Annotated in this window: 20 protein-coding genes; 8 read left to right on the top strand and 12 right to left on the bottom strand. The window is 72.8% G+C overall.

The window, feature by feature from the left end:
• The first annotated feature begins 59 nt into the window (after positions 1–59).
• The 4 genes from ACZ5XS_RS04590 (at position 60) to ACZ5XS_RS04575 (ending at position 4,694) form a co-directional block, all read left to right on the top strand.
• Positions 60–749, top strand: coding sequence for a response regulator transcription factor (locus ACZ5XS_RS04590; RefSeq protein WP_468647727.1), 690 nt, complete (start codon positions 60–62; stop codon positions 747–749).
• Positions 746–2,203: a sensor histidine kinase gene (locus ACZ5XS_RS04585; protein ID WP_468647726.1), complete on the top strand. Its 1,458-nt coding sequence runs from the start codon at positions 746–748 to the stop codon at positions 2,201–2,203. Before ACZ5XS_RS04590 ends, ACZ5XS_RS04585 begins: the two co-directional genes overlap by 4 nt.
• A gap of 52 nt (positions 2,204–2,255) precedes the next feature.
• The gene (locus ACZ5XS_RS04580; protein ID WP_468647725.1) at positions 2,256–3,266 is read left to right on the top strand and encodes an NAD-dependent epimerase/dehydratase family protein; all 1,011 of its coding nucleotides are present in this window, start codon (positions 2,256–2,258) and stop codon (positions 3,264–3,266) included.
• 168 nt (positions 3,267–3,434) lie between these two features.
• Complete coding sequence (locus tag ACZ5XS_RS04575; RefSeq protein WP_468647724.1) at positions 3,435–4,694, top strand: ABC transporter substrate-binding protein; 1,260 nt, start codon at positions 3,435–3,437, stop codon at positions 4,692–4,694.
• A gap of 25 nt (positions 4,695–4,719) precedes the next feature.
• On the opposite strand, the gene ACZ5XS_RS04570 is transcribed toward ACZ5XS_RS04575, so the two are convergent.
• From ACZ5XS_RS04570 to ACZ5XS_RS04550, 5 genes are all read right to left on the bottom strand, one after another.
• The gene (locus tag ACZ5XS_RS04570) at positions 4,720–5,460 is read right to left on the bottom strand and encodes an ABC transporter ATP-binding protein (RefSeq protein WP_468647723.1); all 741 of its coding nucleotides are present in this window, start codon (positions 5,458–5,460) and stop codon (positions 4,720–4,722) included.
• Between the two features lie 2 nt (positions 5,461–5,462).
• The gene (locus ACZ5XS_RS04565; RefSeq protein ID WP_468647722.1) at positions 5,463–6,356 is read right to left on the bottom strand and encodes an ABC transporter ATP-binding protein; all 894 of its coding nucleotides are present in this window, start codon (positions 6,354–6,356) and stop codon (positions 5,463–5,465) included.
• Positions 6,346–7,338, bottom strand: coding sequence for a branched-chain amino acid ABC transporter permease (locus ACZ5XS_RS04560; RefSeq protein WP_468647721.1), 993 nt, complete (start codon positions 7,336–7,338; stop codon positions 6,346–6,348). Before ACZ5XS_RS04560 ends, ACZ5XS_RS04565 begins: the two co-directional genes overlap by 11 nt.
• A 9-nt stretch (positions 7,339–7,347) precedes the next feature.
• Entirely contained in the window at positions 7,348–8,343 is a 996-nt protein-coding gene (locus ACZ5XS_RS04555; RefSeq protein ID WP_468647720.1) for a branched-chain amino acid ABC transporter permease, read from the bottom strand.
• A gap of 126 nt (positions 8,344–8,469) precedes the next feature.
• Positions 8,470–9,174, bottom strand: coding sequence for a response regulator transcription factor (locus ACZ5XS_RS04550; protein WP_468647719.1), 705 nt, complete (start codon positions 9,172–9,174; stop codon positions 8,470–8,472).
• Positions 9,175–9,277: 103 nt separating this feature from the next.
• Between ACZ5XS_RS04550 and ACZ5XS_RS04545 the strand changes: the two genes are divergently transcribed.
• Both ACZ5XS_RS04545 and ACZ5XS_RS04540 read left to right on the top strand, forming a co-directional pair.
• Positions 9,278–10,003 carry a glycosyltransferase family 2 protein gene (locus ACZ5XS_RS04545; protein ID WP_468647718.1) on the top strand — a complete coding sequence of 242 codons (726 nt, stop codon included), beginning with the start codon at positions 9,278–9,280 and terminating at the stop codon, positions 10,001–10,003.
• Positions 10,000–10,611, top strand: coding sequence for a TIGR04282 family arsenosugar biosynthesis glycosyltransferase (locus tag ACZ5XS_RS04540; protein ID WP_468647717.1), 612 nt, complete (start codon positions 10,000–10,002; stop codon positions 10,609–10,611). The genes ACZ5XS_RS04545 and ACZ5XS_RS04540 overlap by 4 nt, the downstream gene beginning before the upstream one ends.
• Here ACZ5XS_RS04540 and ACZ5XS_RS04535 read toward each other — a convergent pair.
• On the bottom strand, positions 10,589–11,005 hold the full coding sequence (locus ACZ5XS_RS04535; RefSeq protein ID WP_468647716.1) for a hypothetical protein: 417 nt from the start codon (positions 11,003–11,005) through the stop codon (positions 10,589–10,591). The two genes, ACZ5XS_RS04540 and ACZ5XS_RS04535, sit on opposite strands and share 23 nt — an antisense overlap.
• On the opposite strand from ACZ5XS_RS04535, the gene ACZ5XS_RS04530 reads away from it, so the two are divergent.
• Positions 10,986–11,798, top strand: a complete 813-nt coding sequence (locus ACZ5XS_RS04530) for a class I SAM-dependent methyltransferase (protein WP_468647715.1) — start codon at positions 10,986–10,988, stop codon at positions 11,796–11,798. The two genes, ACZ5XS_RS04535 and ACZ5XS_RS04530, sit on opposite strands and share 20 nt — an antisense overlap.
• 313 nt (positions 11,799–12,111) lie before the next feature.
• Here the strand turns inward: ACZ5XS_RS04530 and ACZ5XS_RS04525 are convergent, their stop codons facing one another.
• Positions 12,112–13,371 carry a molybdopterin-dependent oxidoreductase gene (locus ACZ5XS_RS04525; RefSeq protein ID WP_468647714.1) on the bottom strand — a complete coding sequence of 420 codons (1,260 nt, stop codon included), beginning with the start codon at positions 13,369–13,371 and terminating at the stop codon, positions 12,112–12,114.
• A 113-nt stretch (positions 13,372–13,484) separates the two neighbouring features.
• Between ACZ5XS_RS04525 and ACZ5XS_RS04520 the strand changes: the two genes are divergently transcribed.
• Positions 13,485–14,801: a hypothetical protein gene (locus ACZ5XS_RS04520; protein ID WP_468647713.1), complete on the top strand. Its 1,317-nt coding sequence runs from the start codon at positions 13,485–13,487 to the stop codon at positions 14,799–14,801.
• On the opposite strand, the gene ACZ5XS_RS04515 is transcribed toward ACZ5XS_RS04520, so the two are convergent.
• The 5 genes from ACZ5XS_RS04515 to ACZ5XS_RS04495 are packed head-to-tail and all read right to left on the bottom strand — an operon-like array spanning position 14,773 to position 20,592.
• Positions 14,773–16,353 (bottom strand): ABC transporter ATP-binding protein, encoded by a 1,581-nt coding sequence (locus ACZ5XS_RS04515; RefSeq protein ID WP_468647712.1) that lies wholly within the window; start codon positions 16,351–16,353, stop codon positions 14,773–14,775. The two genes, ACZ5XS_RS04520 and ACZ5XS_RS04515, sit on opposite strands and share 29 nt — an antisense overlap.
• Positions 16,350–17,153: an ABC transporter permease gene (locus ACZ5XS_RS04510; RefSeq protein WP_468647711.1), complete on the bottom strand. Its 804-nt coding sequence runs from the start codon at positions 17,151–17,153 to the stop codon at positions 16,350–16,352. The genes ACZ5XS_RS04515 and ACZ5XS_RS04510 overlap by 4 nt, the downstream gene beginning before the upstream one ends.
• Entirely contained in the window at positions 17,150–18,121 is a 972-nt protein-coding gene (locus tag ACZ5XS_RS04505) for an ABC transporter permease (protein WP_468647710.1), read from the bottom strand. Before ACZ5XS_RS04505 ends, ACZ5XS_RS04510 begins: the two co-directional genes overlap by 4 nt.
• A complete protein-coding gene (locus ACZ5XS_RS04500; RefSeq protein WP_468647709.1) occupies positions 18,118–19,692 on the bottom strand; it encodes an ABC transporter substrate-binding protein in 1,575 nt (524 codons plus the stop codon). Before ACZ5XS_RS04500 ends, ACZ5XS_RS04505 begins: the two co-directional genes overlap by 4 nt.
• Positions 19,693–19,725: 33 nt before the next feature.
• The gene (locus ACZ5XS_RS04495) at positions 19,726–20,592 is read right to left on the bottom strand and encodes a class I SAM-dependent methyltransferase (RefSeq protein ID WP_468647708.1); all 867 of its coding nucleotides are present in this window, start codon (positions 20,590–20,592) and stop codon (positions 19,726–19,728) included.
• Positions 20,593–20,713: the final 121 nt, after the last annotated feature.

The raw sequence follows: 20,713 nt of genomic DNA, 5'->3' as shown, positions 1-20,713 counted from the left end.
TGTGGCCACGGCGGACACCGGCGCTCCGGTGCGGGGGTCCGGTGACGCAGTATGGGCGGGTGGACAAAGTACGACTCCTCGTCGTGGACGACGACCCGCCGATCGCCGACCTCGTGGCGACGGTCGCCCGCTACGAGGGATGGGACGCGGTCACCGCGAACTCGGGTGAGGAGGCGCTGAGCCGCGCCGCCGAGTTCCATCCGGACATCGTGGTGCTCGACCTCATGCTGCCCGACATCGACGGCTTCGGCGTGCTGGACCGGCTGCGGCGCTCCGGGACGATGGTGCCGGTGGTGTTCCTCACCGCCCGGGACGCGGTCGCCGACCGGGTGGCCGGCCTGACCCGGGGCGGGGACGACTACCTGGTCAAGCCGTTCGCGGTGGAGGAGCTGATGGCCCGGCTGCGGACGGTGCTGCGGCGCAGTGCCGGGCCCGGGTTCCAGCGCTCCGTGCTGCGGGTGGCGGATCTGACGATGGACGAGGACACCCGTGAGGTGCGGCGCGACGAGCATCTGCTGACGCTCACGCCGACCGAGTACGAGGTGTTGCGCTATCTGATGCGCAAGTCGCCGACCGTGCTGACCAAGGCGCAGATCCTGGACCACGTGTGGGAGTACGGCTTCGGTGGCCGCTCGAACGTCGTGGAGCTGGTCGTCAGCCGGCTGCGCCGCAAGCTCGACGCGACGGGCGAGCCGCTGATCCACACCGTCCGGGGCTTCGGCTACGTGGTCCGGCAGGCCGCGGAGTGAAGGGTGTCCTCAGGCGCTTTCGCCACGTCTATCGCAGGCTGCGCCTGGGCACCCGGCTGGCGCTGGGCCTCGGCGCGCTGTCCCTGGTGGTCTTCGCCGTCGTGGGCTACGCCCTGACGATGTACATGCGGGACTACCTGGACAGCCAGCTGGGCTACCAGCTGAAGGTCGTCCAGACCGTGCAGTCCGAGGACGCCGCGGCCAACGGCACGGTGACGCAGAAGCCGTACTGGGGCTGGTTCACCGCGGTGTACGACGTGTCGGACGAGGCGGCGGTCCTGCGTCAGCCCGCCGACATCCCGCACGACACCCGCCCGCTCACCACGCTCGCCGAGAGCATGGCGCACTCCGACACCGAGCTGATGAGCACCGTGAACATCGACGGGGAGGGCCTGTACCGGCTGCGGGCCTGCGAGGTCGAGCCCGGGGTGGTGCTGGTCAGTGCCGCTCCCATGGCGGAGATCGAGGACACCGTGGACCGGCTGATCACCGTGCAGGTGATCGCGTTCGCGCTGGCGGTGCTGGCGCTGGTGGTGCTCGGGCGGAAGCTGCTGCGGCGCGGACTGCAGCCGCTGAGCGACATGGCCTCGACCGCGCACGGCATCACCTCGCACGACCTGACGGAGTCGGCGGCCCGGCTGCCGCTGCGCGCGGACGGCCGGGACGGCGGCCCGGAGGTGGACGAGCTGCGCACGGCGTTCAACACGATGCTGGAGCACATCGACGACTCCCTGGCGGTCCGTGCGGAGGCCGAGCAGCGGCTGCGCCGCTTCGTCGCGGACGCCTCGCACGAACTGCGGACCCCGCTGATGTCCGTACGGGGCTACGCGGACCTCTTCCAGTACGCCGCCGCCAACGCCCCCGGGGAACGCGACAAACACCTGGCCCGGCTGCGCGCCGAGGCCGCGCGGATGGGCTTTCTCCTCGACGACCTGCTGCTGCTGGCCCGCCTCGACGCGGCCGAGGTGGAGACCCCGCTGCGCCCCTTGGAGGCCGACCTGGTGGAGCTCGTCGACCACGCGGCCGACGCGTTCCAGGCGAGCCACCCCGACCATCCGCTGACGGTGACGGCCGACCCCGAGACCCTGATACTGCGCGTGGACCCGCAGCGCATCCGCCAGGTCCTGGACAACCTGCTCACCAACGCGGCCGTGCACACCCCGGCGGACACCGAGGTGTCCGTGACGGTCTCCGCCGAGCCCGGCCGGGCGCTGGTGCGGGTCGCGGACGCGGGCCCCGGCATCCCGCCCGACGACCGCGCCCGGGTCTTCGACCGCTTCTACCGCGTGGACAAGGCCCGCAGCCGCGACCGCGGCGGCAGTGGTCTGGGCCTCGCGGTCGCCCGCTCCCTGGTCGCGGCGCACGGCGGCACGATCGAGCTGAGCAGCGAGCCGGGGATGACGGTCTTCACGATGGCGCTCCCGCTGGGCCCTCCGGGTCTTACGAAGCCGTGACGTACCGGGCGCGCCGGGCCTTACCGGCCGCCCGCGGTCCTAGCGTTGCCGCATGCGTGTACTGGTCACCGGCGGTGCCGGGTTCATCGGGTCCCATGTCGTCGAGGCCCTGCGGGCTCGCGGGCACGAGCCCCTCGTCTACGACGTCCGCGCCGACCCGGCGTCGGACGTCCGCAACCCCGACACCGTCAGCCGCGCTCTGACCGGCGTCGACGCCGTCTGTCATCAGGCGGCGATGGTCGGTCTGGGCGCCGGCTTCTCCGACGCGGCGGAGTACGTCTCCCGCAACGACCTCGGTACGGCCGTGCTGCTCACCGCCATGGCCGACGCGGGCGTACGCCGGCTGGTGCTCGCCGGGTCGATGGTGGTGTACGGCGAGGGCCGCTACACCTGCGTCCGGCACGGGGTGGTCCGGCCCGGACCGCGTGCCGTCCCCGACCTGGACGCCGGGCGCTTCGAGCCCCGGTGCCCGGTGTGCGGGGCCGAGCTGTCGCCCGGACTGGTCGGCGAGGACGCCCCGGTCGACCCGCGCAACGTCTACGCGACGACGAAGCTCGCCCAGGAACACCTGGCGGCGGCGTGGGCGCGGGCCACGGGCGGCTCGGCGGTGTCGCTGCGCTACCACAACGTGTACGGCCCGGGCATGCCCCGCGACACCCCGTACGCCGGGGTCGCCTCCTTCTTCCGGTCGGCACTCGCCCGCGGTGAGGCCCCGCGGGTCTATGAGGACGGCCGCCAGCGGCGGGACTTCGTGCACGTACGGGATGTGGCCGCGGCCAATGTGGCGGCCCTGGAGGCGGGAGCGCTGGGGGGCGCGCTGACCGCGTACAACACCGGCAGCGGCGAGCCGCACACGGTCGGCGAGATGGCCCGGGCGCTGGCTTTGGCCTACGGCGGTCCGGAGCCGGTGGTGACCGGGGAGTACCGGCTGGGGGACGTACGGCACATCACGGCGGACTCGGCGCGGCTGCGGGCTGAGCTGGGCTGGAAGGCGGGGGTGGGCTTCGGGGAGGGGATGCGGGAGTTCGCGCGGGCGGGGATGCGCCAGGGCAGGTCCGGCTGATCAGTCCGGCTGATCAGGGTGCACGATCCGGACCGCCGGGCCCGGTCATCAACAAATGCTGACCATTCACCCTTTTCGGGCATTCGGATGAGTTCTAGGATCATGTACAGAGGGCGGGCGGATGGCCGGCCTGTCGACCACCGTCGCCTGTACCGAGCGGAGGCGGAGATGAAGGCGTCGATACGGCGGTCCGCGATCTTCACGAGCGCGGCCGCTCTGGTGATAGCTGTCTGCGGTACGACGGGCAGTGCCCGGTCCGCGGTCCCGGCCGAGCCGGGCGATGGTGAGCTCCAGTTCGGCTATGTCCTGCCCGAGACGGGGCAGCTGGCCTACCTCGGCCCGCCGCAGATCGAGTCGCTGAAGTTCGCGATACAGAAGATCAACGACGCCGGCGGGGTCCTGGGCAAGCCCGTGCCGACGGTGGTCTCCAGTGACGAGGCGGGCCAGGAGGCCGTTGCCGCGCAGTCGGCCGACCGGGTCCTGGCGGCGGGCGTGGACGCGGTCATCGGTGCCGCGGCCTCCGGAATGTCGCTGGCGTTCATCGACCGGGTGACCGGAGCGGGCGTCGTGCAGTGTTCGGGGTCCAACACCGCGCCCACCTTCACGGACTACGAGGACGACGGGTTCTATTTCCGTACCGTCCCGAGCGACTCGCTGCAGGGGCCCATCCTGGCGGACGTCGTCCGCGAGGACGGCCACAACCGGGTGGCCCTGGTGGCACGGGCCGACGACTACGGGCGCGGCCTGCTGGAGGCCACCCGGAAGACGCTCGAGGAGCGCGGTGCGACGGTGACGCTCGCCGAGACCTACGACCCGAAGGCGAGCAACTTCGACCAGGTCGTCCAGAGGGTGGAGGACTCCAGGCCGGACGCGGCCGTGGTGATCGCGTTCGAGGAGGGCACGCAGATCCTTCAGGGCATGATCGAGTCCGGACTCGGGCCCGACCGGATCGGTGTCTACGGCGCCGACGGACTGCGCAGCGAGGAACTGGCCTCGCTGGTCTCCCCCGGCCAGCCCGGCAGGCTCTCCGGCATGAAGGGAACCGCACCGGCGTCGGCGGAGAACGAGCAGTACGTGAAGGACCTGAAGAAGTTCGCGCCGCAGCTGAAGGAGCTGCAGTTCGCACCACAGGTCTTCGACTGCACGACGACCATCGCGCTCGCCGCCGAGAAGGCGGAGTCCGACGACCCGGGCGACTACGTGAAGGAGATCAACGGGATCACCAAGGACGGCGAGAAGTGCAACTCGTTCGCCGCCTGCAAGGAACTGCTCGCCGACGGCAGGAACATCGACTACGACGGTGTGAGCGGTCCGCTCGACTTCACCGGCACGGGCGAACCCGGCCAGGCGACGATCGAGGTGTACGGCTACGACGACCAGGGACAGTTGCAGACCCTGCGGACCGAGACCAGCAAGGCCGAGGAGTGACCGGGAGGAGCGAGGGGGACGGGAGTCAACGGACGCGGGCGAGCGTGCCGAGGTAGAGCTCGATCACCTTCTCGTCGTGCAGCAGGGCCGTACCCGTGCCGGTGTACGCGTTGCGGCCCTGGTCGAGGACGTAGCCGCGGTCGCAGATCTGCAGGCACCTGCGGGCGTTCTGCTCGACCATGAGGATGGCGACGCCCGCGCGGTTGATCAGTCCGCACCGGTCGAAGACGTGGTCCTGGTGGAGCGGCGACAGACCGGCCGACGGCTCGTCGAGCAGCAGCAGTTGCGGCTCCATCATCAGCGCGCGCGCCATCGCGAGCATCTGGCGTTCGCCGCCGGACATCGCGCCGGCCTTCTGCCTGCGGCGGTCGGCCAGCACGGGGAAGAGCTCCTCCACCGCGGTGGCGCGCCGTGCGTAGTCCTTGGGCCGCAGATAGACGCCCATCCGCAGATTCTCCTCGACGGTCAGCGAGGGGAAGACGTTCTGCAGCTGCGGTACGTAGCCCACGCCCCGCCGGACCAGCTCGTGCGCCGGCCGGTCGGTGACCTCCTCACCGTGCAGCCGCACGGTCCCGCCGCGCACTCTCAGCAGCCCGAAGACCGCCTTGACGAGGGTCGACTTGCCGGCGCCGTTGGGGCCGATCACGCCGACCACCTCGCCCGGGCGCACCTCGATGCTGCAGCCGCGCAGCACGTCGACACCGGGGACGTATCCGGCGACGAGGTCGTCGGCGGCCAGTACAGGTTCCTGCTCCTCGGCGGACATGGCTATTCCTCCTCCTCGGTCGCCGTCCCCGGTTCGTCGTGCCGCTTGCCGAGGTAGGCGTCCACGACCGCGGCGTTCCGGCCGATCGTGTGCGGCGGGCCCTCGGCCACCAGGCGGCCGTCGGCCATGACGGCCACCCAGTCGCTGATGCCCATCACCACGTCCATGTCGTGCTCGACGAAACACACCGTCAGTCCCTCGTCCCGCAGTCGGGTGATGTGCCCGAGCAAGGACTGGGTCAGCGCGGGGTTCACCCCGGCCATCGGCTCGTCAAGCATGACCATGACCGGCTGGGCCATCAGCACCCGGGCCAGTTCCAGCAGTTTGCGCTGACCGCCGGAGAGCGTGCCGGCGTGGTCGTCGCGCAGGGGCCCGAGCCGGAACCGGTCCAGCAGTTCACCGGCCCGCCGCTCGAACTCCCGCTCCTGGCCGCGCCACAGCGGCCGCAGCAGCGCGGGCAGCGCCCCCTCCCCGCGCTGCCCGGGCGCGGCGAGCAGCATGTTCTCCATCACGGTGAGCCGGGCGAGCGTCCTGGTGAGCTGGAACGTACGGACCAGTCCCCGCCGCGCCACCCGGTGCGCGGGGGAGCCGGCCAGGGGCTGTCCGTCGAACGACCAACGGCCGCCGTCGGCCCGGTCGAACCCGCTCACCACGTTGAACAGCGTGGTCTTCCCGGCTCCGTTGGGTCCGATGAGCGCCGTGATGATCCCGCGCTGCAGCTCCAGGTGCTCGACCCGCACGGCGACGAGGCCGCCGAAGGTACGGGTCACCCCGTCCACGACCAGCAGAGGATCCGGTTTGCGCACCCCCGGCTCGGCGGCGATCCCGGAGAGCCGGCCGGCCCCTGTGCCCCCATGGGCCCCGGGACCACCGGATCCGAACGTGTCAGCGGCCACTGAGCAGCATCTCCTTCCGGCTGCCGAGAATGCCCTGCGGCCGGAACGCGACCAGCAGGATCAGGGCGACCCCGACCAGGGCGAAGCGCACCGCGCCGACCTCGGAGGTACTGATGAGGTCCGGCGATATGTACCCGGCGTCGATCGCCTGCCTCAGCGCGCTGTCGAGGAAGCTGAGGACGAACCAGAACAGGATCGAGCCGACGACCGGCCCGAGGATCCGCCCGGCGCCGCCGAGTACGAGCAGCGTGTACAGGAAGAACGTGACGCCCGGGTCGTAGTTGTCGGGATTCACGGACTGCACCTGGATCGCCTGCATCATGCCCGCGACCGCTCCGATGACGCCGCCCAGCACGAGGCTCTGCATCTTGTACGCGTAGACGTTCTTGCCGAGGCTGCGGGCGGCGACCTCGTCCTCCCGGACCGACCGGACGACCCGGCCCCACGGACTGTGGATCAGCAGGGCGAGCAGTACCGCGGCCGCCACCACCAGCGCCCAGCCGACGATCATCACCCACAGGTCGCGGGAGCTGAACCTCACCAGCCACACGCCGTAGGTGCCGGGATCGATGGGGTTGAGCGAGTAGAAGTCCTTCGCGAACCTCTGCAGTCCGAACACCCCGCCGGTGACCGGCTCGGCCCAGCTGGACCGGTAGAACAGCCGGAGCGTCTCCCCCGCCGCGATCGTGGTGATCGCGAGATAGTCGGCGCGCAGCCGCAGGGTCGGCAGGCCGAGCAGCAGGGCCAGCACGATCGCGCAGGCGACTCCGGCCAGGACGCCGAGCCACATCGGGCCATCGTAGGTCGACACCGTGATGGCGAGCCCGTAGCCGCCGACCAGCATGAAGCCGACCTGGCCGAAGTTCAGCAGTCCCGTGTAGCCGAAGTGCAGGTTCAGGCCGATCGCGGCGAGTGCGTAGACGGCCGCGATGGGGCCGATGCCGGAGCGGAGGGCGTCGGAGAAGATGACCGAGAAGTCCATGGCGCGCCCTCACCCGACCCGCTCCGCACGGCCGAGGATGCCCTGCGGCCGGACGAGCAGGACGACGATCAGGACGAGCAGCGCCCACGCGTACTGCAGGTCGACCGGGAACCACAGGGTGGACACCTGGGCGACGACGCCGACGACGAGGCTGCCGACCATCGCGCCGTAGGCGGAGCCGAGCCCGCCCAGGATGACCCCCGCGAACATGAGCAGCAGCAGCTTGAAGCCCATGTCCCAGGTGATGATTTCGACGAGGCCGAAGAAGACCCCGCCGAGTGCGGCCAGCCCGCCGCCGAGCATCCACACGTACAGCACCACGCGCTGAACGTCGATGCCCGTGGCCTCGGCGAGATCACGGTTGGCGGAGACGGCCCGGACAGCCGTGCCGATGCGCGTCTTCTGCAGGAGCGCGGCGACGCCGAGCAGCACGAGCACGGCGAGCAGGGTGACCGTGAGGTCCCGGGGGGTGATGCTGGCCGGCCCCACGCCGATCGTGCTCTGGATGTCGTACTGCGCGAAGGAGGCGGGCCGGGTTCCGTACAGCACGAGAACCACGTGCCGCAGCACCAGCGAGAGACCGATGGTGACGATGAACATGTTGATCAGGCCGGTGCCCCGAGCCCGCAGCGGGCGCCACAGGCCCCGGTCGACGGCCCCGCCCAGCAGGGCACCGAAGACCACCGCGGCGAGGGCGGCGGGGATCAGGTGCCAGCCCGGGCCGGCCGCGGAGGCGTTGAGGAAGAACGCGAAGGTGGCGCCGATCGTGACGAACTCGCCGTGCGCGAAGTTGATCAGGTGGATGGTGCCGAAGATCAGCGAGAGTCCGACCGAGGTGATCGCGATGATGACGCCGAACTGGACACCGTCGATCAGCGCCTGCGCGGCGCGCGCGCCGAACGTGGGGCCGCGCGCGGGTTCCTCGCCCTGTGCCCGCACGGCGACCGCGGACACCGACACGAGGACCAGGGCGAGGCTCAGTACGAACATCCGCTGGTAGCGCACGGGCGGTTCCGATATGAAACGAACGTCCCTTGTTGGCTCAGTGTAAGGCGAGCCGGCCGACGGCACGAGGGGCATGCCTCGGCCACCGGGTCGTACGCCGACAGGACGGCGGGGGGTCGCGCGGGCTCACGCCTCGCCCTCGAAGCGATAACCCACGCCCCACACGGTCTGGATCAGACGGGGCCTGGCCGGATCGTCCTCGACCTTCCCCCGCAGCCGCCGGACGTGGACGGTCACGGTCGACAGGTCACCGAAGTCCCAGCCCCACACCTCCCGCATCAGGTCCTCACGGCTGAAGACCCGGCCGGGGTGCCGCAGGAAGAAGGCGAGGAGGTCGAACTCCCGGACGGTGAGGGCGAGTTCGGTGCCGTTCTTGGCGGCGCGGCGGGCCGCCGGGTCCAGGGCGAGCCCGGCCGCGCGGAGGGTGCCGGACGGCTGGGCCGGGCGGGCGCGGCGCAGCACGGACTCCACGCGCAGGACGAGTTCACGAGGGCTGAAGGGCTTGGTGACGTAGTCGTCCGCGCCGACCTCCAGGCCGAGGATGCGGTCGTCCTCGTCACCGCGGGCGGTGAGCATGATGACCGGGACGGGTCCGCGCCCGCGCATCCGCCGGCACACTTCGAGACCGTCCATCCCCGGCAGCATCAGGTCGAGGACGACGAGGTCCGGCCAGTGCGCGGCGGCCAGAGCGAGCGCGTCGGGCCCGTCCCCGGCGCGGTCGACGACATATCCGGCCCGGTCGAGATACCCGGAGACGACCTCGGCGACCGTCGGGTCGTCGTCCACGACGAGGACCCGGGCCCCGGCCCGTTCGTGCGGCTGCTGCTCCATGCCGCCAGCCTCGCACCGCCGGCGGTCCGCCGACGCCCCGGGCTGCCGACGTCCGCGTTTCGTAAGAAGCCGAGGCCCGATATGCGAGTTTTGCGCTCGTAGGGTGAGAGCCGTGACCACCTCTTCCGATCCCGCCCGGGACCCCGTCTCCGTGGACGTCGTCCTCCCCTGCCTCGACGAGGCCGAGGCACTGCCGTGGGTGCTGGAACGCATCCCGCCCGGCTGGCGGGCGCTGGTCGTGGACAACGGGTCCACGGACGGCTCGGCCCGTATCGCCCACGCCCTCGGCGCGAAGGTCGTGCACGAGGAGCGGCGCGGGTTCGGCGCCGCCTGCCACGCGGGCCTGACGGCCGCCACGGCCGACATCGTCTGCTTCTGCGACTGCGACGCCTCCCTCGACCCGGCCGGCCTGGAGCCGTTCGTCCGCGAGGTGCAGGCCGGTGAGGCGGACCTGGTCCTCGGCCGGCGCCGCCCGCAGACCCGTGGCGCCTGGCCGGCGCACGCCCGGGCCGGCAACCTCGCCCTGACCCGGCTGCTCCGCCGCCGCACCGGACTGCGCCTGCACGACCTCGGCCCGCTGCGCGCCGCCCGGCGCGAGCCGCTGCTCGCCCTCGGCCTCACGGACCGGCGCAGCGGCTATCCGCTGGAGATGGTCGTCCGCGCGGCCGACGCGGGCTGGCGCATCACCGAGCACGACGTCCCCTACCGCCCGCGCACCGGCGCCTCCAAGGTGACCGGCACCTGGCTCGGCACCTGGCAGGCGGTTCGGGACATGAGCCGCGTACTGACCGGGACCGGGACGGCCACCGAGAAGGGAATCCACGCGTGACCACACTGCTCGTCATCGCCAAGGAGCCTCGCCCGGGCCGGGTGAAGACCCGGCTGACCCCGCCGTTCACGCCCCGGGAGGCGGCCGCGCTCGCGGAGGCGTCCCTCGCGGACACCCTGGACGCGGTGGCGCGGACGCCCGCGCGGCGCCGGGTCCTCGTCCTGGAGGGCGAGCCCGGCCCGTGGCTGCCGCCCGGCTTCGGGGTCGTACAGCAGTGCGCGGGCGGCCTCGACGAACGGCTGGCCGCCGCCTTCGCGGGCTGCGACGGCCCGGCCCTTCTCATCGGCATGGACACCCCGCAGGTGACGCCGGCGCTGCTCACCGTGGACTTCGCGGACTGCGACGCGTACTTCGGGCCCGCCGAGGACGGCGGCTTCTGGGCGCTGGGCCTGGCCGCTCCGGACCCCGCCCTGCTGTTGGGGGTGCCGATGTCGACGCCCTCGACAGGCGCCGCCCAGCGGGCGCGGCTCGCCGGGCTGAGGGTGCGGGACCTACCACCCCTCAGGGACGTGGACACGGCCTACGACGCGGCCGTGGTCGCCCGCGCCGCCCCCGGCGGGCACTTCGCGACAGAACTGGCCCGGCTCAGCACGACCGGGGCCCGATGAGCACGGCGGGGGCTGTGGGCGCGATGAGTACATCGGGGGTTTCGGGGGCGATGAGCATGGCAGGGGCTTCGGGGGCGATGAGTACGTCGGGGGCTTCGAGCGTGATGAGCATGGCAGGCGCTTCGGGCACCACAAACACGACGCAGGCTTCCGGCCCCACGAACACCGCAGGCGCTTCGGGCACCACAAACACGACGCAGGCTTCCGGCCCCACGAACACCGCAGGCGCTTCGGGCACCACGAACACGACGCAGGCTTCCGGCCCCGTGAGCACGACGGAGGCCAGGGGGCCGATACGCACGGCAGGGGTCACGGACCCGACGCGCACCACCGAGGCCACGGACCCGACACGCACCACCGAGGCCAGGGGGCCGATGCTCACCACCGAGGTCACAGACCCGACGCGTGCGACCGGGATCGTGCGGCAGCGGGTGCCTGTCGCCGACGCCGGGCCCTGGTCCGCCGACCCCTACGCGGACGCCCTGCGCACCGGTCGCGGCCCGCTCTTCCTGCGCCGGGACGACGGCTGGCTGCTCCCGCTGGAGGTGGAGCGCTGGTGCGCCGACGCCGACGCGGCGGACCTGAGGGTGCTGCGGCACTGCGAGGGCGCTGTCCTCGACGTCGGCTGCGGGCCGGGGCGTCTGGTCGCGGCCCTGGGCGCGCGGGGGCGGCGGGTGCTCGGCATCGACGTCAGCGAGGCGGCCGTCTCCCGGACGGGGGCGCTCGGCGGACCGGCGCTGCGTCGCTCGGTCTTCGAGTCGCTGCCCGGCGAGGGCCGTTGGGGCACGGCGCTCCTGATCGACGGGAACGTGGGTATCGGCGGTGATCCGGCGGCCCTTCTGGACCGGATGGCCCAACTGCTGAGTCCTGGTGGACTGTTGATCGTCGAGACCGTGCCGGGGCTGGACCTCGACGAACGCGTACTGGTTCACGTGACCGACGCCCGGGGCGCGACCGGCAGCCCGTTCCCCTGGGCACGGCTCGGCACACCGGCCCTGCTGCGGTATGCCGAGCGCGCGGGGTGGTGTGCCGACGGTCAGTGGGCGGCCGACGGGCGTTCCTTCGTCGCCCTGCGCAGCCGCAGCCGCAGCAGGAACAGCAGCGCCGAGCCGCCGAACAGTGCGGCCGTCAGGAGCAGCCAGCGGGCCAGGAAGCCGTCCGGGGACAGGCCGGTGGCGGAGGCGTAACGCCCCGCCACCCGCCCGCTGATCAGCGGGAACCACACGAGCAGCAGCAGCCCGGAGAGGGCGGCCGGCACGCGGACGTACGCCACCTGCGCCCGCCTGCGGCCCGCCGCCTTCACGAGGGCGCGGTCGAGCACGGCGTACAGCGGCAGCAGCACCAGGTCGTGCAGGAGGGCCGCGCCCACGATCCACAGTGCGACCCCGAACCAGTCCCCCGCGAGCAGCCGTACGCCCGCGTACGCGGCGAGGGCGAACGAGCAGGCCAGGAGCAGGAGCTGCAGCGGGCTGCCGACGACGAGCCGGGGGCGGGGCCGCCTCACAGGTCTCCTCCGAACGTCATCCGGGCCACCCACTTGGTGTTGACCACCCCGGGCGCGGCGGGCACGATGACCCGCGCCGGGTGGCCGTGATCCGGGGTCAGGTCCTCGCCGTTGACGAACAGGGCGAGCAGGGACCGGGGGTCGGCGACCTGGTTGGCGCGCAGGGCGGCCCGCCGGAAGGCGCCACGGCGTTGCAGTGACTCCACGAGGACGTCGGGCGGATCGTCGTGTCCGACGAGGCCGGCGAGGTCGCGCAGCCGCACGCCGCGCCACCACTGGTCGGAGGTCGACCAGCCCTCCACGCAGGCGATGGGCAACGCGGCGCTGTGCAGAGGCAGTTGGAGCAGGTCGGCGCGGCTGAGCCGTACGGTCCGGTCACGTCCGACGACGACCAGCCGCCACACCTCCTCGCCCGTCTCGGCCGCGTCGATCCCGGCGTACGCGGCGGTCTTGTTGATCTGGAAGCCGCCGGGCCCGCCGCCCGGTTCGGCACCCCCGTGCGGGGCGAGCAGGGCGGTCCTGCGCAGCGGCCCGTCGAAGTTCTGCCCGGCCGTGGTGGCGAACAGCAGCAGTGAGCCGCCGCCGACCAGCCCGAGGGCGCCGCGCCGGGTCACGGTGGGCTCGACGGGGTCCGGGGACACCAACTCGCTCTTCTCTTCCCGTAGTTGACGCAGGTTGCGCAGAGCCATCGGCGTCTTGAGTACGGCGTGCACGACGAAGGCGGCGAAGAACACCCAGGCGCCGTAGAAGTGCAGGGGGTAGAAGGAGCCGGGGAAGACGTAGTCCAACTGGACGTTGAGCACGCCGGTCACGAACTCGAAGAGGCCGCCGCCGACCAGGAGCACCAGCGACAGCCGCTCCAGCGCGTGTGCCGGCGACCGGGCGGGCGGCAGCGTGAACAGCTTCGGTACGACGGACCACAGCTTGGCCAGGAGCACGGGGATCAGGGTGATCCCGAGAGTGACGTGGACGCCCTGGACGAGGCGGTACAGCCAGTGCGGGTCGGTCGGCCAGGAGAAGAGGTAGAAGCCGAGGAGCCCCTTGTCCGGCGTCTTGTCGTTCACCCGTGACAGGTCGGGGTTGTAGGCGGCGTACGACAGCAGCCCGGTCACGAAGAGCACGGTGATCCCGCCGAGCAGCACGACTCCGAGCACCGAGGTGAACCAGGGGCCGCGCAGCGGGCTGCGCCAGAACGCGGGCGAGAAGGGGGTACGTGGTGACGAAAGGGGGTGTGGCGATGAGGAGGTGCGTGCCATGCCCCGACCGTAGGCCCGCCTCCGCCCGGGAACGGGCCCGCGAACCATGACGAATCTCTGACGTCCGCGCCTGTCAGCCGTCCGGGCGAGTCCTCGCGACCTAGCGTTTCCGCGTGAACCGCGATCTGAGACGTGACCTGTACGCGGCCCTGGCCGCCGCGCTGCTCGTGGCGACGGCCGTCCTGGTCGGCACCGCGGTCCAGGCGCGGGACGGCACCCTCCGCGTCGGATGGCCGCCCCTGCTGGCGACCTGGGATCCGCACGTCGGCCCCGGGACCCCGGCCGCCCTGGCGGTCGGGATCGCGGTCGTGGCGTACGGCCCCTCCCTGGCCGGTCGGCTGCCCTGGCGCGCGCTGCTCCTGGCAGTCTGGGGCGCCGGCCTGGCCTGGACCTGGTCACTCGCCCTCGTCGACGGCTGGCACCGGGGCGTCGCCGAGCAGCTGACGACCAGGAACGAGTACCTCCGGGTCGTCGACCGCTTCCCCGACATCCCGGCGGCCCTCGCGGACTTCAACCACCACATCCTGATCGACTCGCCCGACAACTGGCCCGCCCACGTCGCCGGCCATCCCCCGGGAGCCACCCTCACCTTCGTCCTCCTGGACCGCCTCGGGCTGGGCGGCGGGGGCTGGGCGGGCACCTGGTGCATCACCGTCGGCACGACGGCGGCGGTCGCGGTCCTGGTCACCGTACGGACCCTCGCCGACGAGTCGCTCGCCCGCCGCGCCGCGCCCTTCGTCGTCCTGGCCCCGGCCGCCGTGTGGGTCGGCACGTCCGCCGACGGCTACTTCGCGGCGGTCGCGGCCTGGGCGGTCGCGTTCCTCGCCCTGGCGGTGACGGGACGCCGGCCGGGGCGGACCGGGGTGGCTTCGGGCCTCCTGTTCGGCCTGACCCTCTACCTGTCGTACGGCCTGACGCTCTTCGCCCTGATCGCCGGAGCCGCCCTTCTCCTGGGCACGCACCGCATCCGCCCGCTCCCGTTCCTGATGGCCGGGTTCCTGGTCGTCCCGGTCGCGTTCACCGCCGCCGGATTCGACTGGTGGGAGGCGTACCGGCTGCTGGTCCGCCGCTACTACCAGGGCTCGGGCGGCATCCGGCCGTACGGCTACTGGGTGTGGGCGAACCTGGCGTGCACGGCGCTGATCGTGGGACCGGCGACGGTGGCGGGGCTGCGGCGCACCGCCGTCACGCTCGCCCGCCGGCGCCGGCGACCGGACACCCGCCTGGGTGTGCTCGTGCTGGCCGCGCTCACCGCGCTGCTCGTCGCGGACCTGTCCGGCATGAGCAAGGCGGAGACGGAACGCATCTGGCTGCCGTTCGCGGTGTGGCTGCTGCCGGCGTGTGCGTGGCTGACAGGGGTGCGGGGATGGCTGGCGGCACAGGCGGTGCTGGCACTGCTGATCAACCACCTGCTGCTGACCGGTTGGTGACGGTCGAGCCGTCTCCCGGCTCCCCATGTCCCGTCGTCTCCATGAGGGAGACCGTGAAGGGGTGTTGAGGGCGCGTGAGGATCTGTTCGGCCGACCCCTGTTCGACGAGTTCGCCCGCGTCCAGTACGGCGATGCGGTGGGCCAGGCGCGCGGTGTCCAGGTCGTGCGTGACAAGGACGAGGGACAGGTCGCCGTGGTCGCCCACCAGGCCGGCGAGGAGGTCGAGAAGGGCACGCCGGGTGACGGTGTCGAGGCCGGAGGTGATCTCGTCGCAGATCAGGACCCGGGGGCGGGCGAGCAGGGCGCGGGCGAGAGCGGCGCGCTGGAGTTCGCCGCCGGAGAGTTCCCCGGGAAGGCGGTGGGCGAGCTCGGTGGAGAGGCCGAGACGGCCCAGGGTGGCCGACGCCTCCTCGGTGGCCGTACGGGCGTCCGCGCCGCGCAGCCGGACCGCGGTGCGGGCCACCTGGCCGAGGATCGCGCGGTGTTCGTCGAAGGCCGCTCGGGCATCCTGGAAGACGTACTGCACGGCGGCGAGTCGGGCACGGTCGCGGTGGCGCAGGCTGCGCGGCAGGGCGACGCCGTCGAGCAGGATCTCACCGTCGTGATCGCGGTGCAGCCCTGCCAGACATCGGGCGAGGGTGGTCTTGCCGCTGCCCGACCTGCCGACGACGGCCAGGCACTCGGAGGCGCGCAGGACGAGCTGCGGGACGCGCAGGACGGTGGTGCGGCCGTGTACGGCGGTCAGGTCCCGTACCCGCAGTACTGCTGCCTGGCCGTTGTCGACGTTCGTCCCTTCCTGCGGGACCGGCCGCTGCCCGTCGAGCAGACGACGGGTCCACTCGTGCCGGGGAGCCCGCCACAGCCGCTCCGCCGGCCCCGACTCCACGACCCGGCCCGCGCGCATCACCAGTACCTCGTCCGCGAGCGCCCGTACGACGTCCAGGTCGTGGCTGAGCAGGACGACCGCGATGCCGCGCGCCGCGACCGCCGCCAGCTGCTCGACGATGCGGCTCTTGGTCAACGCGTCCTGGCCGGTGGTCGGTTCGTCGGCGACGACGACGCGGGCGCCGAGCAGCAGGGCCTGGGCGAGGACGACACGCTGCTGCTGGCCGCCGGAGAGCTGGTGGGGGTGGCGGCGCAACATGGCGGCCGGATCGGAGAGTTGGGCGTCGGACAGGGCACGCAGAACCAGCGCGCGGGCCGCCGTACGGCGTTCGGCGCGGGGCAGGTGACGGACCCGGGGGCGGGCGAGGTCCTGGAGCAGGGCGCTGACGCGGCGGGCCGGGTTGAGGACGGCCGCGGGGTGCTGCGGCACGTATCCGACCAGGTCGCCGGTGCCGGCTCGGCGGATCTCTCCCGTGACCCGGGCGCCGGGCGGGTACTCCCCCAGCAGGGCGAGCCCGGTCGTGGTCTTGCCGCTGCCGGAGGCGCCGACGACGGCCGTCACCTTCCCGGGCGGCACCCGCAGGTTCACTCCGTCGACGATCGCGCGGCCGTCGATCTCGACACGCAGGTCGCGGAGCTCCACGACGGGGTCCCTCTCGTGGTTCACGGACGTCGTCCCTTCTTCGCCGGGGTCTTTTCGAGTGCCGCGTCGAAGAGCAGGTTCGTGCCCGTCGTCAGCGCCACGATCAGCAGCGCGGGCACCACCACGGCCCAGGGCTGGACGAACAGGCCGGTGCGGTTGCGGTCGACCATGACCGCCCAGTCGGCGGCGTCCGGAGCGACGCCCACGCCGAGGAACGCGGCCGTGGACACCAGGTAGAGCACACCGGTCAGGCGGATACCGGCGTCGGCGGCGAGGGTGCGCAGGGCCGAGCGGCCGACGTAACCGACGGCGATGCGCCACCACGTCTCGCCCTGCATGCGCAGCGCCTCCACCGCCGGCCGGGCGGCGGCCTCGCCCGCGGCCGCCCGTACGATCCGGGCCGCGTCGGGCACGTTCACCAGCGCGACGAGCAGCGCGAGTCCGGTCGCGCCCGGCGAGAACACGGACGCCACGAGCAGGATCAGCAGCAGCGACGGGACGGCGAGCAGCACGTCCAGCGGCCGCATCAGCAGCTCCTCCAGCGGCCGTACGTGGGTGAGCGCGCTGACCAGCCCGACGGGCAGCGCGACGAGGTAGGCCAGGGCGGTCGCGGCCAGGGCGGTGAGGACGACCGTACGGCCGCCGTGCAGGACCTGCCGCCAGACGTCCCGGCCGACGAAGTCGGTGCCGAGCCAGTGGCCGCCGCCCAGGGTGAAGGACGCGGAACGGGGGCCGGGGGCTCCGGTGAGCAGGGGGCCGAGGAGGGCGAGGACGAGAGGGACCGCGACGACGGCGAGGCCGAGGGCGAAGCGACGCCGGGTCATGCCGCCACCCCCGCCCTCGGCGTCAGCCGGTGCGCCACCACGTCCGCACCGAGGTTGAGGGCCACGGTCAGCACCCCGAACACCACCGCCAGCCCCTGCACCACGGGTACGTCCCGCTCGGCGACGGCGTTGAGGAGGACCGTCCCGAGACCGGGGATCACGAACAGCGCCTCCACGACGATGACACCGCACAGCAGCCAGTCGAGGGTGCGGGCGAGTTGCTGGGCCGCCGGGGCGAGGGCGTTCGGCAGGGCGTGGGCGTAGCGGACGCGGGCGCCGGGGACGCCGTAGCGGCGGGCGTGGGCCGCGTACGGCGAGGCGAGGGCGTCGACCATGCCCGCCCGCACCAGCCGGGACAGGGAGCAGACGGGGCGGGACAGGAGGACGAGCACCGGCAGGACGAGCGCGGCCGGGTGGGCGAGCAGGTCGGTGCCGTAGCCCACGGCGGTCGGCGGCAGCCAGGCCAGTTTCAGCGCGAAGACGGTGACCAGGAGCACGCCGAGGGCGAACTCGGGGACCGCGTACACGGCCAGGGTCACGCCGCTGACCAGCCGGTCGGCGAGCCGCCCCTCGTGGCGGGCGGCGAGGACGCCGAGCCCGAAGCCGAGCGGCACGAGCAGGGCGAGGGTGAGCGCGGCCAGCAGCAGGCTCGGGCCGAACCCGTCGGCGATGTACCGGGCCACCGGGCGGCCGGAGACCAGGGAGGTGCCGAAGTCGCCGTGCAGCAGCCCTGCCGCCCAGTCAGCCAGCCGCTCGTACGCCGGCCGGTCCAGGTCCATCGCCTCGCGGATCGCGGCGATGCGCGCGGGGTCGGGCTGGTCGCCCGCGAGGGCCACCGCGGCGTCGCCCGGCAGTGCCTCGGTGAGCGCGAAGACCAGCAGCACGACGGCCACGGTCTGCGCGACGCCGAGGAGCAGCCGCCGGGCGACGAAGGAGCGCAGGCCGCTCGTCCGCGGGCGCTTGCTCACGCCAGCCAGACCTTGTCGAAGCGGGCCCAGTCGAGCGTGTTGGCGGGCGCCTTCGCCTCGACTCCCTTCACCGTGCGGGCCGTTCCGATGATCCAGTCGGCGAAGCCCCAGACGAGGAAGCCGCCCTCGCTGTACAGGCGGCGCTGCATCCGCTCGTAGACGGCGGCCCGTTCGGTCTTGTCGCGGGTGGACTGCGCCTGCCGGTACAGCGCGTCGAAGTCCTTGTGGCGCCATTTGGTGGCGTTGGTGGTGGAGTCGGTGAGCAGACGCTGGGAGATGTGGGCCTCGATGGGCATGGCGCCGGAGCGGTAGCAGCACAGGGTGCCGTTGTCGAGGATGTCGCTCCAGTAGGAGTCCTTGCTGCCCATCTTCACGTCGACGGTGACGCCGGCCTTGGCCGCCTGGTCGCGGAAGATGCCGGCGGCCTCGGTGAATCCGGCGGCGACGGCGGAGGTGTCCAGGGTGACCTTGAGCTTTTCGGCGCCGGCCTGCCTGAGCAGCGCGCGGGCCTTGTCGAGGTCCTGTGCGCGCTGCGGGAGGCTGTCGGCGTAGTACTCGTAGCCCTTGCCGAACAGGTCGTTGCCGACGACGCCCGCGCCGGACAGGGCGCCGTCGACGAGTTCCTGCCGGTCGGCGATGAGGAAGAACGCCTCCCGGACCCGCTTGTCGTCGAAGGGAGCGCGGTCGGTCTTCATGCAGAACGCCTGCATGGCGCTGCCCCGCAGCCGGACGATCTCGATCTGGCCCTTGCCCTCGTGGGCGCGGGCGGTGGTGGGGTTCAGTTCGTGGGCGTACTCGACCTGGCCGCCGAGGAGGGCGCCCACACGGGCGGACTCCTCGTTGGCGACGACGAACTCCAGCTCGTCCAGGTGCGGGGCGCCCTCCCAGTAGTCGTCGTTGCGGCGGAAGACGGCGGAGCGGCCGGGCGCGAAGGAGACGAAGCGGAAGGGCCCGGAGCCGACGGGCTTCGTGTCGAAGCCGGATGCCTCACCGGCGCCCTCGGGGACGATGTACGCGCCGAACGCGGCCAGGATGTTGGGGAATTCGGCCGTCGGCCGCTTCAGCACGAACTCGATGCCGTTGTCGCCGGTGGCGCGGCTCGCGTCGAGGTCGATGGGCTCCAGGGACGCCTTGGCCCGGAAGGCCTGCTGGGGGTCGGCGATCCGGCGGTAGCTGTACAGGACGTCCTTCGCGGTGACCGGCTTTCCGTCGTGGAAGGTGGCCTTGCGCAGAGTGACCTGCCAGCGGTCGAGCGTCTTGTCGGACTCCCAGGAGGCGGCGAGCCGGGGCTGGGCGGACAGGTCGGGGCCGTAGTCGGCGAGCTTGTCGTAGAGGGCCTTGGCGCGGGCCACGTCCGCGAACAGGTTGGCCAGGTGCGGGTCGAGGGTCTCGCCGGCACCGCCCCCGGCGAAGGCGGCGCGCAGCCGTCCGCCGCGTCTGGGTGTACTGCTTCCCTTCTCCGCCGTGTTCTCCGTGCCGCCCCCGCAGCCCACGAGGGTGAGGGCGGCGGCCCCGGTGGTAGCGGCGAGGAAGCCGCGGCGGCGCAGCCCGGAAAAGCGTTCGTCGTGCATGAGTGTCCCTTGTCCGTTGGAAGGTCGGGTGTGTCAGTGGGTGGTGTTCAGACGGCGTGCCACCAGGTGCAGCCGGTCCCCGTCGGTCGTCGCGCCGGGCAACCGGCCCTCCCGCCAGGCGGGGTCGGTGCGGGGTCCGGGGCCGTCGTGGAGCTCGAGGACTTCGAAGCCGTGCGCGCCGAGGAAGTGCCGTAGCTCCAGCGGGAACATCAGCCGCCAGGCGGAGTGCTGTTCGACGGGCGCGGCGGCGCCGTCGGACGTCCAGACCCGCTTGCGGCGCAGCAGTTGCGCGGTGCGGTCCACGAAGAGGTGCGTGGTGGAGCGGTAGCTGACGCCCTGCCACTCGAAGTCGCTGACGGCCGGGGTGTCGAGCAGGTCGGTACGCCCGAGGAAGTAGGCCCCGTTGCGCATCTCAGCGACGATCAGCCCGCCCGGCGCGAGCGCCCGGCGACAGGACGCGAGGAACCCGTCCAGCTGGGCGTTGGTGTGGCAGTACAGCAGCGAGCTGTCCAGGCAGACGACCGCGTCGGACACGGACGCACCGAAGTCGAAGCCGTGCAGGTCGGCCCGGACGTAGCGGGGCCCCGGATGGTGGACGCGGGCGTACTCGAGCATCGCCTCGGACACGTCGGCACCCGTCACGCTGCGGCCGGCCTCCTGCAGACGAGCGGCGTCACGGCCGACTCCGCAGCCCATGTCGAGCACGCGCCCCCCGGCACCGTGACGGTCGAGGCAGTCCGCGGCCCAGCGCCCCGCCAGCCGGCCGGGGTCGGGGAAACGAGCCTCGTACAGGGCGGGGTTGTCGGTGAGCAGGTTGCGGCCGGCCGCTGCGACGCCTGTCGCTCCGCTCCGGACGGCGGTCGCGCGGCCACGTGCCCCTTCGGGCCGGCCGGCGCTCATTCGGGGGCTCGGCCCTTCGGCCCGTGCGGCGGTCACCCGAGAGCTCGACGCCCCGCCCTCAGCGGCGCTCACGCCGGATCCGGCCCCTTCGCCCCGAGCGGCAGCCACGCCGGGCCCTGCC

The organism is Streptomyces sp. NPDC033131, from assembly GCF_055578365.1.
The sequence above is the reverse complement of the archived record's forward strand: the minus strand, read 5'-3'. Positions and strand labels throughout refer to the sequence as shown.